Source organism: Flavobacterium sp. 9 (assembly GCF_002754195.1).
In the GTDB taxonomy this organism is placed as follows: domain Bacteria; phylum Bacteroidota; class Bacteroidia; order Flavobacteriales; family Flavobacteriaceae; genus Flavobacterium.
On record NZ_PEEU01000001.1, the window covers coordinates 6175747 to 6190590 of the forward strand.

Here is a 14844-nt window from a genome sequence, read left to right on the forward strand (position 1 = left end):
CTTGGATTAACTAATTATTTAACATAAATATATTTTTTATATTCAATAAAATAATGCTATTTTTATAAAAAAAATCCTTATAATTTTAAATTATCGAGATTGTTTTATTTCCATCCAAAAGTTAACTATAAAACCCGAAAAGCCACAATGTTCAAAAACAATCGCTACTCCAGAAAAGGAACAACTATTTTAACTTCATTGCTTTTTATTTGCCTTGCTTCTACTCCAACTTTCGCACAATTAACATCACAAAAAATTGATTTATTGATGGAAGATGCTTTGACAAAATTTAAAGTTGCCGGCGCTTCGATCGCAATTGTCAAAGATGGAAAAATAATTCACCAAAAAGGATATGGAGTTGCTTCTATTGAAACTAAAAAAGCGGTAAACGAGAACACAAATTTTCAAATTGCATCAAATAGTAAAGCATTTACAACTGCGGCACTTTCTATTCTTGAAGACGAAGGAAAATTGAAATGGACGGATAAAGTAAAAGATCATATTCCTGAGTTTAAAATGTATAACGATTATGTAACTGAGAATTTCAATATTCAGGATTTGTTAACGCATCGCAGCGGACTTGGTTTAGGCGTTGGTGATTTGATGTTTTTTCCTGATGGATCAAACTTTACGATTAAAGATGTCCTGAATAGTTTTCAATATTTTAAACCGGTTTCTGCTTTTAGAACGCAATATGATTATGATAATTTGCTTTATATTGTTGCAGGCGAATTGATTGCGAGAACAAGCGGAATGAGTTATGAAGCATTTGTACAAAAGAGAATTATAGAGCCTTTGCAAATGAATAATAGTTTTGCTGCAAGCAATTTAATCAAAGACAAAAGCAATTTGGCTGTAGCACATTCATCAGAATCCGGAACTATAAAAACAATTGACAGTTTTGGAATTCAAATGAATGGCGCAGCAGGCGGAATAATTTCGAATGTTGCAGATATGGCAAAATGGATGACGGTTGCTATGAATAAAGGACAATATGGACCTGATTTGAAAACTACATTATTTTCTGAGAAAAACCATAACGAAATGTGGCGCATTCATACTGTTGAAGAAGCAGATCAAAATCCCAGATATAATTCTCATTTTAGAGGTTATGGTTTAGGTTGGGAATTAGCAGATGTAAAAGGAAACTTAGAAGTATCTCACACGGGAGGTTTGCCTGGAATGTTGTCGATTGTAAAAATGTATCCTGATCAGAATCTAGGTATCGTAATTTTGACAAATACTCAAAATGGCGGCGCTGGACTTTTTATTGCGGTTTCAAATGCTATTTCGGACAGTTATTTAGGATTGGATGATTTTGGATGGACAGATAAAATGGTCACTTGGATGAGTCAGGATGAAGCTGGTGGAGACGATGTAACTAAAAAAGTATGGGAAAAAGCAGCGTCTTCAAAGAATGTAAAAATCAAAAATGAAGATTTTATAGGTGTTTACGCAGACAAATGGTTTGGAGAAATTGAAGTTTTCGAAAAGAATAAACAATTATGGTTTAAATCATATCGTTCGCCTAAATTAAATGGCCCAATGGCTTTTTATAACGCTAATACATTTGCTATAAAATGGGAATATCGAGCAATGAATTGTGATGCATTTGCTATGTTTTCACTTGATGAAACTGGCAAAGCACAAGCTATTAAAATGAAAGGTATTTCTCCAAATATTGATTTTAGTTTTGACTTTCAGGATTTGGACTTAAAAAGAGTTCAGAAATAAAGAGATTTCGCATAGATTCAGGATCAGTATTTTTAAGGTATTAAGCTATGACAGCAAAAGATTTATTATACAAAATATTAGACTATAATTATTTGTGGTCTTCACCGGAAAGAAGAAATTCTAAACCTGCAAAAATTAGACTTTCGCAAATCGAAACACTTTTGGAAGCTTTTGAATTGACAAAAAAATATGTCAATCCGTTAGTGCAAATAAAATACTCGTTTACCGGTAATACCGAAAAACTTACCAGAGCGCAGCATCTAAATAAGTTAACAAATCTTGAATATGTCTTATCAGGAGAATTTCTTCATGACAGAGAAAAAGATGCAAATAATGAATTATCAGATAAAATAATAACACAAATAACGGCTTTGTATTCTGATCCTGACCTTCTTGATCATATCAGGCACAGAACGGTTGATATTGGTTGGCTTTTTAGTGATTTGATGAATTTTAGAGAAGAAATTTATAAAGTAACGCTTCCGGAAAACGGAATGTCAGAAGGCTTTTCAAGCGGATTGCATTATAGTTTTTATCTAAAAAGACAACTGAAAGATATAATAAAAGCAAATCTTTCAGACATTGACGAAACGCTTTGGGAAATCCTGGATCCTTATAAAAGAGAAGTTAGCAAAGAAGAAATCAATTATCAGGATGTAAACTTAGATGTTATTGATCATGAATGGATAATCGATAATTATTAAAATTTTCGGCATAAATAAAAACTTTAATTTTTTTCGGATAATCTTTTTTATATTAGCCGAAAATACCAGTATTATTTATACTTAAAGACAATCTGAATTGAAGCTATTGGAGTCAATTTTATTGTTAGTCTAAACATTTTGCATTATGCTGAATGAAACTACTGGACAAACAATAAATACCACAAAAATAGACTAAAAACATGCTTTTTAATTCCATAAACTTTGTTCTCTTTTTACCGTTTGTTTTTATATTATATTGGTTTATTGCAAAAGGAAATTTAAGGCTTCAGAATGTAATTTTACTTGTTTCCAGTTACTTTTTTTATGCTTGTTGGGATTGGAGATTTCTATTTCTTCTCGTTTTCTCGACATTATTAGATTATTACACAGGTATTAAAATGTGTGATGCGAAAACTGAGAAAGCTAAGAAGTTTTGGTTTTGGTTAAGTATTTCTGTTAATCTTGGTTTTCTTGGAGTTTTTAAATATTACAATTTTTTCATCGAATCTTTTTCAGAAATTTTAAGTGGCGTTGGATTAAAGTTTGATGTCTGGACCTTAAAAATTATACTTCCCGTAGGTATTTCGTTCTATACCTTTCACGGTTTATCTTATGTAATTGACATTTATAAAAACCGAATAAAAGCAGAGAAAAACTTTATCGATTATTCACTTTTTGTTAGCTTTTTCCCATTGTTAGTTGCGGGGCCAATCGAACGTGCGACGCACCTTTTGCCTCAAATTCAAAAAAAGAGAACTTTTGATTACGCAAATGCTGTAGATGGTTTGAGGCAGATTTTGTGGGGATTATTCAAGAAAATCGTCATTGCAGATCAATGTGCCGAATATGCAAATCAGATTTTTAATGGTTCTGAAGCTTATTCCGGGAGTGATCATGTTTTAGGCGCTATTTTCTTTACGTTTCAAATTTATGGTGATTTCTCCGGTTATTCTGATATTGCTTTAGGAACCGCGCGTTTGTTTGGAATCGAGTTATTGAGAAATTTTGCTTTTCCGTATTTTTCACGTGATATTGCCGAGTTTTGGAGACGTTGGCACATTTCGCTTTCTACTTGGTTTAGAGATTATCTCTATATTCCGCTTGGCGGAAGCAAAGGAAGCATGTTGATGAAAGTGCGAAACGTTTTAATTATTTTCATCGTAAGCGGATTATGGCATGGCGCAAATTGGACTTTTGTAGTTTGGGGATTACTGAATGCGCTATATATTATGCCTTCGATTGTATTAAATTCGAATAGAAATAATCTCGAAATTGTTGCAAAAGGAAAATATTTACCAAGTTTGAAGGATGTATTCGCTATCGCAATTACATTTGGTTTAACCGTTTTTGCATGGATTTTCTTCAGAGCCGAAAGTTTAAGTCGTGCAATACAATATATTTCTCAAATATTTTCAAAATCCTTATTCTCAGTTCCTACTGTAAGACCATCTTATTTGTTTGTTTTGCTTTTAATTTTTATACTTATCGAATGGTTTGGCAGAGAAAGAGAATATGCAATTGCTCGCCTTGGTTTAAAATGGAATCGAGGTTTTAGATATGCAATGTATTATGCCATTATTATCGCAGTATTTTGGTTTGGAGGAAAAGAATCTCAATTTATTTACTTCCAATTTTAAGCCATGAAAAAATTTATTTTCAAAACCCTATTGTTTACGGTTCCTTTTTTGGCTTTATACATTATTACGTCTTTGTTTTATTCTACAAAAGAAACTCCGGACTTATTGCGACTTGGTTATATACCAAATATTTATCAGGATTATAGAAAAGCTTTTGATTTTAGTAAAACTAAAAAGTATGAGTTATTGTCTAAATCGAAACACAGAAAATTCAAAATTCTTACCATTGGAGATTCCTTTTCTGAGCAAGGCGCTATAGGATATAAAAATGAATTGGCAAATGATTTTACAGTTCTTCATGTTAACAGATTTATATCGAATAATCAAATTCAGACGTTAATGAATTTAGTAAATGGAGACTTTTTTGACACTTACAAAATCAAGTATGTTGTGCTTCAAAATGTGGAACGCTTTATTATAGATAATAGCGAAAACATTGATTCTAATAGTAAATTAACTATTAAAGATATCGATACTTTGGTTGCTAATTCTAAACCCAAAAAAGAGGTTTTTAAATATGATTTTTTCTCCAGCGCAACCCTGAAATTTCCTTTATCGTCTACTCTGTTTTTCTTTAAGGAGAATTATTTGTCCAATAAACAGGTTTATAATGTTCAGCTTAATAGTAAATCTTTGTTTAGTAATAATTCGGATAAATTGCTGTTTTTCTATCAGGATTTTACTCAAACCAATAAAAATAATTTGGTAGAAAATTCAGAAAAACTCAATGAAATTTTAAATACAATATCTGGAAAACTCAAACAAAAAAATATAAAACTAATCGTGTTGCCATCACCGGACAAATACGATATGTATTATGATTATATAGTTGATAAAAAGAGTTTTACAAAGCCTTTGTTCTTTGAAAACTTTAAGAAATTAAAAAAGGATTATAGCTATATTGATTCAAAGAAAATATTGTCTGAAAAATTAAAAACTCAAAAGGATATTTACTTTTTTGATGATACACATTGGTCTCCAATAGCATCAAAATTAATAGCAAACGAAATTAAAAATGTTATAAAAAAAGCTCCATAATCTAATGGAGCTTTTTTATGATTTTACGAATGATTATTCTTTTACTTTTTTCTTTAGTATTCTCTTTCCTATCACATAAAGAAAAACTAAAACTAAAAAGTGAATTAAATAAGATTTAGGTTCGCTGTTTCCGTTTACGACAGAAAAAATTCGATTCCATCTTATTTTGTTCAAGCCGCTTCCCTCCTTATTCCAGCTAAACCAAATAAAAACCGGTTTGCCCAATACGTGATCAAAAGGAACGTATCCCCAGAATCGCGCATCCAGAGAATTCTGACGGTTATCCCCCATCATCCAATAATAATCTTGTTTGAAAGTATAACTGTTGCTTACTTTTCCGTTGATTATAATTTCGTTGCCATTTACTTTTAAAGTGTTTTTTTCATATTCCTGTATAATTCGCTTATAAAACGGAAGTGTTTTTAAATCTAATTTGACAGTTGCTCCTTTTCTAGGAATATAAATTGGTCCAAAATTGTCAACATTCCAACCTAAAGAAGCCACGTGCGGAAAAACGTCTTCATTTTGTCCCTTTGGTGACAGATATTTCTTAACGCTTTTAACAACCGAATTGTTTGCAATTGCTTTTGCTTCGCTATCAGTTAGAGTTAGAAAATATTCTCCGTTACGGGTTTGAGCAAAATCTCCGTTTTCATATTTCATGCCTTCTTTTGCGCCATAATAATTTACCAGAACATCCTGATTTATGGGAACACCTTTTGTATCTACAATAAAATTAAACTGAGGTTTAGCGCTTTGAGGTAATATGCTTAATTTTCCGTTTATATAAATATCTCCGTTTCTAATTTCCAGAGAATCGCCAGGAATTCCGACACATCTCTTTACTAAATTTGTTTTTTTATCAATTGGTTTATAATAATTTCGATCCGGTTTAAAATTATCCATATCGCGCAACGTATCTGCTGGCTGATTGAAAACTACAATTTCGTTTCGTTGGATTGTTTCTATCGCCGGAAATCTAAAATAAGGCAACTGAAACTTGTTTAATATCGATGTTTCCTTTTTTGTCACATCATCATTAAACAAATAAGATTTTTTTCCTATAAAGGGAATTGTATCATGAACCATAGGCAATGCAACGGTAGTCATGGGAGTTCTTGCTCCGAAATGAATTTTGCTCACAAACAGATAATCACCAATTAATAATGTTTTTTCTAATGATGAAGACGGAATTGTAAATGGCTGTATCACATAAGTATGAACCAATGTTGCAACAATAATTGCAAATAAAAGGGAACTTATTGTGTCGCCGGTTTTTGTTCTGGGTGTTAGATCTCTATTCTCAATGTAAGTGAGATCTTTAGAAGTATAATTCAAAAAAGTAATATAAAATCCAAATGTTAGCAAAACTGCAGCAGTATCAAAACTTGAATTTTTTCCGAAACTTCTAATCGTTTCTACCCAAACTACAGGAATTACAATAAGATTGATAATTGGAATAAAAAGCAGAAAAACCCACCAGCGAGGCCGATTTATAATTTTCATCAAAACAATCAAATTATAAATTGGTATAAATGCTTCCAGAGGTTTTCTACCTGCTTTCGAGTAAAGTTTCCAAGTCGATAAACCATGAATAAATTGCATGATTAAAATAAAAACGAGCCATTCTGATATATTCATAGATTGAATTTTATTAGTTATTTGAATTATTTAAATCAGTCAAAATATACTGTCATATATATGTATGATTTTAACTAATATGTTACAGAATGGTTTGAAATATTTTAATTCTTATTCATAAGATCTTTAGCATTTGTTAAAAAACATTTATTCTAACAATGTGAGTTTTAAATTATTTAGAATAAAAATTTTCTTATATTCGTTATCAGTAAATTTAATTTTAGGATTCTAAATCGACTAAATCAAAGTCAATTAAACCTGTTATTCCGATTATTAAATGAACTAAAATCATCAATCAATCAATCAATCAAAAAATGAAAAAATTACTTCTTTTTGCGCTTGTAATAGCGTCACAGTCTTTTTATGCACAAACCAGTGTTGTTAAAAAACCAGAATATGTAATATTAGTTAACAACGAGATTTCGACTATGGCACAAGTCGAAAAATACGGCGCCGAAGGTTATGTCAAATCCATGAACAAAGGAGTTTCTGAAAAGGAAAGAGACGAATTAGCGAAAAAATTTGGGGATAAAATTGGAGACCGAGAGTTTATATTTAAAATTGAGCTTTATACCGAACAGGAAAAACTGGAGAATGACAAAAAAGCCAAAGTTCAGGCAATACAATTCAAAAAGATAGCTGAACCCAAAAACGAGTTTATTTTGAATGTAGAAGATAAAGCAAAAGATTTTACATTAAAATTAATAGACGGTAAAGAAGTTAAACTTTCTGATTTAAAGGGTAAAGTTGTTCTGGTAAATTTTTGGGCAACTTGGTGTGCGCCTTGTTTAATGGAATTGTATGATATTCCTGCAAAAATCATTACGCCTAATAAAGACAAAGATTTTGTGTTTCTGGCAATTTCAATAGGTGAAAAAGAAGCTGTAGTTCAGAAAAAAGTAGAAAAACTAAGAAAAGACGGTATTGATTTTAATTTTGGACTTGATCCAAATTCAAAAATATGGAATGAATATGCTAAAGGTTCAATTCCTAAAAGTTTTATAATAGACAAAGAAGGCGTTATAAAATTTGAATCAATGGGAAATACTCCGAATAATTTAGAAAACATGGCGGCAGAAATAGAAAAATTGCTGGCTAAATAAAAGGTGAGAAATTGATTTTCATGAAAAAAATTACAAAAGATAAGTTATTAGTTGTTTTATATAGTCTAATTGTAGGTTCGACATTTTATATGCTACTAGACAGATATCAGGAATTATGGCAAAAAGCAGCATTAGTAATGCTTGCTGTTATAACTATAGTATTGCACATTAGGAATGCGAACAGAACTTTATATTATAAACTTATTGACGATGTTCTGGTTACTCGCCAAATATTCTCTAAACAGAAAAAATATTGCTTAAATGCTGTTTCAAGTTGGACAGAAACTCAATATCATTTTCTGGAAGTTAATACTGCTCTAATTATAGTTTTAAACATGAAGGAAGGAACTAAACTCAGTTTGTCTAAAAGGAATTCTAAAGATTTTGAAAAGCTTTCAAACTATTTGAATGAAAATATTCCTGATGCTTTTGAAAGCAAGAAGTAATCCTTTATTATCATGATAATTAAAATAAAACCTCCAAATTTAGTATGCTAGATTTGGAGGTTTTCTTTATTCTAGAAAGCAATTCCAAATTGAAAACCAACCGTAAAAGTGCTCGGATGATCATTGCCAAAACGAACCGGCAACGGAACGGCTACATAATAACTACAATTGGTGCTTTTAATGTTTGTTTTATTGAATACGGGCGTGAATCCATATCTTCCGCTAGTTTCAAAAGCAAGTCTTCCTGCAAAAGTGTATCCTTTTCCTAATGCAACCAAAACTCCGGGATGAAACAATAAATTGGTTACTTTGCTTGTTCCGTTATCGTCTTTTATGTTGGGAACAAATTCAAGTGAAAATCCAATTTTTTCGCTTTTCCATATATTAATTCCGGTTGGGAAACCTACGGCATAATAATCTCTGAAATTAAGAGTCGTTTCGTCTTCGCTGAAAGTTACAATTGGATGCATGATCCCAAAATAACCCGTAATTTTAGGATATGTAGTTTGCGAAGAAACATTCAAACTGGATAATAATACTGTAATCAGAAAAGTTAATTTTAAATACATGGTTTTAGTCTTAGTTATAAAAACAAAGCTAAAAGTCAAGGCTCATTTAAAATAGAACCTTATTTACCTTTTGTATCTGAATTACTTTTTTTAGTTTTTTTTCGATAAGAAGATGGATTTTTCCCTGTATGCGCTTTAAAAATTCGTGTAAAATGACTTTGATCTGAAAATCCTGTCATGTAAGCAATTTCGGTTAGGGAATGTGTTGAGTTTGAAATAAGATTGATTGCTTTTTCAATTCGGAGTTTTCTAACGTATTCACCAAAATTCAGATCTTCAAAATGCTTCGAAAATTCCCTTGATAAATAAGAAGGATTTAAATCTAATTCATTCGAAATTTTCTTTAAATCGAAGGCAAATTGAGCATCGATTTGGTCTTGAATTATTTCTTTTAAATCTTTGACCCAAGTTGGTGTTTTGGCTGCAGATTTTTTGTCTTTCAGGAATTTATTATAAACCTCGTGAAGCAAATTCTCAAAAGGACTATTTTGTAAATGATTTTGTTTATAAAGATGCGTTGCCCAACTATATAAGGCATCGTAGAGAATCATTCCGCTTTCCAGTAGTTTACAATCGTCGGTAATATTATAAGAAAGTCCCGCAGAAATTGCCCAAAGTCCCGCCGATTCTTTGGCTATATCGTGCCGATCTGTATCTGCGCCGCGAACAATTCCGGCAATAATTAGAATTGCTGGATCATTGATTTCATACTTTTTAACGATGTAATCAAATGTACTTTGGTCGTTATAATGCGTAAACTCGACATCAGGAATATCAAACGGAATTGCATTTAGTTCTTTGGCTTTGTCCAAAACAAGACTAAAAGGCACATAAAAAAACTCGGCTTCCTGGTCAACAAATTTTTTAATTAACCAAGGACATGCAATTCGATCTATTTTTGGTCTTTCTCGGGTAATCCACCTCATTTTAAATGATTAAAGTCGTTTTGGTTCTCAAATCTACTTCATTTTTATTTATAAATGTAATCTTCAAAAAATTAAATAATCTCATGCCAATCATGTCCACATCCATTTTTGCATTCCGTTTCGCGACGTTCTGTATCTGTGATTTTAAAAATCCATAGAAGCGAAATAATTATTTTTTCATATTCACTTTCTGGTAATTCACTTAATTTGATGAAAGCAATTTTAGTCGAAAATTTAGTAAGTATAACTATTGGTGTAAAGGTTTGCTTGAGCGGAATACTTAAAATAGCTTTTTGATAAGAAGCTGAATTATAATCGGTTTTTTCAGGAATAGAATTAAAAATGAAAAATTTTAAACTTTCAAATGTCTTCTTAAAATCGAACTCAGAATTGCTCAAAATCAATTTTACACCTTCATTAAATTCAATTCTGTTTTGAGCTATTAAATTTATTTGTTTTTCGATTGTTTCCATTTAATCAAACGTCAAATTTTATATAAAAAAGCCACTTCTATATTGGAAATGGCTTTTCTTCTTTTGTTATCTAATTTTCTTTACAAATGCGCTATAAGCATTGTCTTTAATAGAAGTTCGGAGATAAACTTCGTTTTCGTCTTTTGTTTTAAATTCAAACTGAATTAAAGCTGCATCAGAATAATAAAACAAGGAATCATCATTTGCAAATTCAAGATTTGAAATAGGTTTCGTTGTCAATTTTGCCTCAAATGCTATTTCTCCATTCGTAATGTCAATTTGAAAAAGTTTTGCTTTGTGCGTATATCCAAATATATTATCACTTTCTTCAAGAATGTATTCGATATTATCGTCTTTAAAGTCCGTTTTCCAAAGCTGAGTTCCCGTTTTAGAATCTAACGCATATAAAGAAGAAACCGTTGTTCCTTGTGCTGCAAAGTATATTTTTTTGTCTTTGCAAACGATACGATCCTTAATATTAGATTGATTTTCATCTATTTTAAATTGCCATAAAATATCTGGTTTATTTGGGCTTAGAGCATAAACTATATCTTTTTCATTTGCAATAAATACATTTTCACCATCTGTTACAGGTTTTCCGTGTATAGGTTCTTCAAAGCTTTTTTGGTAAATAAGTTTTCCTGTATTTGCTTCAAAACTATAGAATTGAGTTCCGCTTTGAGTAAAAACTTTGTTGTCAAAATAGAGAACCGAAATATCATTGTTTGTAGAATCTAATTTGTAGTTCCATATTAAACTACCATCTTTTAGATCAAGCGCATAAATGTTATTGTTTGGGCTTTGCGTTGTAATAAACAGTTTCCCATCATGAATTACAGGAATTTGATCTTTTAGTATAATTTGATCTGTAATATTACCTAATCTTGTTTTCCAGAAAACAGCTCCGGTTTGATTATCAATTGCAAAAATTTCACCGTTAATAAACGGAACGTACACTACTCCATCTAATAATGTTATTTGATTTGCACACATTTCGGTGTGATTATCTGTAGCTTTTACGGTCCAGGCGATTGTCTCAGATTCTAAATCAAATGCAAAAAGAGAACCATCATAATCGTAAATTAAAACTAAAGCTTCGTCTAACGGAACTTTTGCAACAGCCTTTATTACTTTATTAGTAACGATATCATTAACCGTTAATTCTTTATTGTTTGAATAATTATTTTTGCTGGTTTTTGAAGTGTTTGGCGCTTGCCCAAACGTATTTATAACTGTAAATACAAGTAAAAGAGTTATTAGATTTTTTTTCATTTGCAAGATTTGGGGTTCATGATTTGATGTCTTTTGTTTGACAATAAGCTTGCCAAATAAAATAATATCTATGCCAAATGTAGTGAAAAATCATTTTAGCATTTAGATGATATTATAGTTCATTTATTTTTTTGAATCTCCTTGGTTTTAAACAGTATCAAGTCTTGTATTTGTTTAAGTTTTTGTTATTTTTACGGTCAATAATAAAATAGATATGAACAGAAAAGGTTGTCTTCCTCCGCCAAGATTTTAATATTTCTTAGAAATTTAAAAGTATGACTCGAATATTTTATTCGCTGCTTTGTTGTACTTAGAATTCTCGATTAAATTTTAATTTTAAAATCTTGTCCTTAACGGGATTGGTAGATAATTTATTTATGAAAAAATCATATTTATTATTACACTTTGCTGTAATACTAGCCGGCTTTACCGGTATTTTTGGAAAACTCATTTCCCTTAATGAAGCTTTATTAACTTGGTACAGAGTATTATATTCGGCCGTTATTCTGTTTCTAATTCTAAAACTTTTCAAAATTACTAATCGAACTACATTAAAAGAAAAGTTTGATATTGCAAAAATAGGTTTACTAATCACAATACATTGGGTTTTCTTTTATGCAAGTATTAAATATTCTAATATTTCTATAGGCGTTATTTGTTATTGTTTGACAAGTTTTTTTACTGCAATTTTTAAACCTTTGATTGAAAAGTCGAAGTTTAGAATCACCGAATTATTATTAAGTGCGTTGACATTGTTTGGTATCAGTCTGATTTTTCATTTTGATAGTTCTTATCAGTTGGCGATTGCGTTGGGTGTTGTTTCGTCAGCTTTTGCGGCACTTTACACAATTTATAATGAAAGATTAGTGAAAGTTTACAACTCGATGATTATCAATTATTATCAAATGATTGGCGGCACTATTGGTTTAGGAATTCTACTTCCTGTTTACCTTTATTTTTTTCCTGTAGAAAGTCTTATTCCTAATTTGAAGGATACTTTTTACCTGATTTTATTGTCACTTTTTTGTACAGTTGGTCTATATGTTTCTTTTGCCGAAGTACTAAAAAAGATTCCTGCTTTTACGGTTAATCTAAGTTTCAATCTTGAACCCATTTATGCAATTGTATTGGCATTTATGTTTTTTGATGAAAGCAAGCAAGTAAACACTTCATTTTATATAGGATTGTTTTTTGTAATGATTTCGGTTATTCTGCAATCGGTAATTTCTTTAAGGAAAAGCAAATAGATTATAAATTTTTTTAAAGGCACAAGTATTCAGTTCTTGTGCCTTTTTTGTTTTAGATTTTAATTCTGTTTTTAATTATCGAGTTATAAATTATTAAAAATATTTTCAGTTAGCTTCCCAACCTTTTTCATCCAATTGTTATCAATAAATAATAACGATGAATATTCAGGTATTTCATTTAATAATCTATATTTTAGACTTTTTAATTCTTATTTAAGAAAGTAATATATGTTGAAAACAAAAGGATTGATTCTGTTTTTTTTGATGTTGGTAAATTACACATTTGCTCAGCCGGGATATGTACAGATTAACAAGAATCTGAATGATTTTTCAGAAGCTGAAATTGGGAAGGGTAAAAATGATCGTTATTATAGGTTTACTTTTATCATTGATTCAACAACCAATTTAGAAAGATTAGAGCTTTTATCCTCCTTTCAATCTTTAACTTTTGTAATTGATCTGCCAGCGATTCCAAAAAAATTTAGTGCTGTAGAATTTGATAGTTTGACTGATCTTAGCATTAGATTTGGGCCAAATTTTATTAGTCTAAAAGAGTTTTCGAATATAAAAGCTAAAAATCTCGAAAACTTAACTATTAGTTTCCAATCTAATCTTCAGGATCTTGACGGATTAGGACATCTTACAAATCTAAAATTACTCTCCATTTATTCTTTTAAGGGAAAAACGCTTCCGGATGAATTTGAAAAACTTTGTTCTTTATCTTTTATAGTGATTAACGGGGCAGATATTGAAAACATTGATGTCTTGACTAAAATTGAAAAATTAAACAGTATATCTTTATCTTACTGTAAGAAACTTAAAAGCTTTCCTCGATTTAAATTGAATAATACTATTGAAGATCTTGATTTATATACTGGATCTGGTTTTAATGATTATGGCAACATAAGTACATTGCAAAAACTAACCAGACTAACTATTTATGATGGTGCTATGACAAAGTTTCCTTCCAATTATAGTAAAGATCTTCGAACTGTAAATTTATATCTTTTGCCTTTGTTAGAGGATGTATCAGAACTTGCAAAATATCAAAAACTTAATTCATTTCATTTATATAAGACAGGATTAAAAAAATTAAGTGGTGATTTTTCGGCACTAAAATTATATGAATTCTCGATTTCAGAAAACGATTCCTTAAGCTCTATAGAAGCATTATCAACCATAACGTCATTAGATAAAATCGAGATTAAAGATTTATCATCTTTAGAAAAAATTGATTTTGACATGAGTAAATGCAATTTCAAAAGAATAACTTTATCAGGTCTTCCAAATCTTACAAGCATTGATGGAATTTGCAGCAATACTTCTTTAGAATATTTGTTACTATCTAAAATTGGAATAAAAGATTTACCGACAAACTTTTATAAATTAGAAAAGCTTAAAGGGGTATATTTTGATCATAATAATCAATTGATAGATATTTCTAATCTGCGAGATATGAAATCTTTAGAGAAAGTGGAGTTCTACCAATGTCATCAATTGAAGAATATTCCATCTTCATTTTCAAGCAATTCGAATCTAATAGAATTAAGACTTCAATTGATGAAAGGATTGATTAATGTGGGCGGAATTTCAAATTTAAAAAGTTTAAAAAAATTGCATATCAGTTCGCTTAACAAGGCTTTTTCGTTGCCTGTAGATTTAGAAAAATCAAAAAAAATCGAAGAAATCGCTATTAGTGGAACTGACAATATTTCGATGATTAAAAATTTAAAAGAATTAAAATTTTTAGCGTTTAATGGTTTATCCAAAATTCCTGCTTCTCTTTATACAAACGAAAATCTCGAATTTTTTGAACTTTATAACAGTCCTATAAAAGATCTGTCTTCTTTAATACAATTTAAAAAACTGAAAGAACTACGTTTAGGTGAAAATCCTGATTTGGTAAAAATTCCTGATCTGAAAAAGTTCAAGTCTTTGAATAAGGTTTATATTGTGCGAAACAAAAAATTACATGTTTCAAAACGCTATAATGATATTGATGAATGGGATGTATACGATAATGGACCTCAAAAGAGTGTAAATTAAACTAAATC

At 30.2% G+C, this 14844-nt stretch carries 13 protein-coding genes; 8 read left to right on the forward strand and 5 right to left on the reverse strand.

Features of this window, described 5'->3' with window-relative positions; genetic code table 11:
- Positions 1–147: 147 nt before the first annotated feature.
- From CLU81_RS25870 to CLU81_RS25885, 4 genes are all read left to right on the forward strand, one after another.
- On the forward strand, positions 148–1734 hold the full coding sequence (locus tag CLU81_RS25870) for a serine hydrolase (protein WP_199174596.1): 1587 nt from the start codon (positions 148–150) through the stop codon (positions 1732–1734).
- Positions 1735–1781: 47 nt separating this feature from the next.
- Positions 1782–2438 carry a hypothetical protein gene (locus CLU81_RS25875; RefSeq protein ID WP_099712474.1) on the forward strand — a complete coding sequence of 219 codons (657 nt, stop codon included), beginning with the start codon at positions 1782–1784 and terminating at the stop codon, positions 2436–2438.
- Positions 2439–2638: 200 nt separating this feature from the next.
- Positions 2639–4075 carry an MBOAT family protein gene (locus tag CLU81_RS25880; protein WP_099712475.1) on the forward strand — a complete coding sequence of 479 codons (1437 nt, stop codon included), beginning with the start codon at positions 2639–2641 and terminating at the stop codon, positions 4073–4075.
- Positions 4076–4078: 3 nt separating this feature from the next.
- Positions 4079–5113 (forward strand): hypothetical protein, encoded by a 1035-nt coding sequence (locus tag CLU81_RS25885; RefSeq protein WP_099712476.1) that lies wholly within the window; start codon positions 4079–4081, stop codon positions 5111–5113.
- A 33-nt stretch (positions 5114–5146) separates the two neighbouring features.
- On the opposite strand, the gene lepB is transcribed toward CLU81_RS25885, so the two are convergent.
- Positions 5147–6754 carry a signal peptidase I gene (gene lepB / locus CLU81_RS25890; RefSeq protein ID WP_099712477.1) on the reverse strand — a complete coding sequence of 536 codons (1608 nt, stop codon included), beginning with the start codon at positions 6752–6754 and terminating at the stop codon, positions 5147–5149.
- 314 nt (positions 6755–7068) lie between these two features.
- Between lepB and CLU81_RS25895 the strand changes: the two genes are divergently transcribed.
- On the forward strand, positions 7069–7857 hold the full coding sequence (locus tag CLU81_RS25895) for a TlpA disulfide reductase family protein (protein WP_099712478.1): 789 nt from the start codon (positions 7069–7071) through the stop codon (positions 7855–7857).
- A 20-nt stretch (positions 7858–7877) separates the two neighbouring features.
- A complete protein-coding gene (locus tag CLU81_RS25900) occupies positions 7878–8303 on the forward strand; it encodes a hypothetical protein (protein WP_099712479.1) in 426 nt (141 codons plus the stop codon).
- Positions 8304–8374: 71 nt separating this feature from the next.
- Here the strand turns inward: CLU81_RS25900 and CLU81_RS25905 are convergent, their stop codons facing one another.
- From CLU81_RS25905 to CLU81_RS25920, 4 genes are all read right to left on the reverse strand, one after another.
- Entirely contained in the window at positions 8375–8872 is a 498-nt protein-coding gene (locus CLU81_RS25905; RefSeq protein WP_099712480.1) for a hypothetical protein, read from the reverse strand.
- Positions 8873–8931: 59 nt separating this feature from the next.
- Positions 8932–9798, reverse strand: coding sequence for a chromate resistance protein ChrB domain-containing protein (locus tag CLU81_RS25910; protein ID WP_099712481.1), 867 nt, complete (start codon positions 9796–9798; stop codon positions 8932–8934).
- Between the two features lie 71 nt (positions 9799–9869).
- Complete coding sequence (locus CLU81_RS25915) at positions 9870–10271, reverse strand: DUF5958 family protein (protein ID WP_099712482.1); 402 nt, start codon at positions 10269–10271, stop codon at positions 9870–9872.
- A gap of 66 nt (positions 10272–10337) precedes the next feature.
- Positions 10338–11543 carry a PQQ-binding-like beta-propeller repeat protein gene (locus CLU81_RS25920; RefSeq protein ID WP_099712483.1) on the reverse strand — a complete coding sequence of 402 codons (1206 nt, stop codon included), beginning with the start codon at positions 11541–11543 and terminating at the stop codon, positions 10338–10340.
- Between the two features lie 377 nt (positions 11544–11920).
- Here CLU81_RS25920 and CLU81_RS25925 point away from each other — a divergent pair, with 377 nt between their 5' ends.
- Positions 11921–12790 (forward strand): DMT family transporter, encoded by an 870-nt coding sequence (locus CLU81_RS25925; RefSeq protein ID WP_099712484.1) that lies wholly within the window; start codon positions 11921–11923, stop codon positions 12788–12790.
- A gap of 228 nt (positions 12791–13018) precedes the next feature.
- Positions 13019–14836: a hypothetical protein gene (locus CLU81_RS25930; RefSeq protein ID WP_099712485.1), complete on the forward strand. Its 1818-nt coding sequence runs from the start codon at positions 13019–13021 to the stop codon at positions 14834–14836.
- Positions 14837–14844 lie beyond the last annotated feature (8 nt).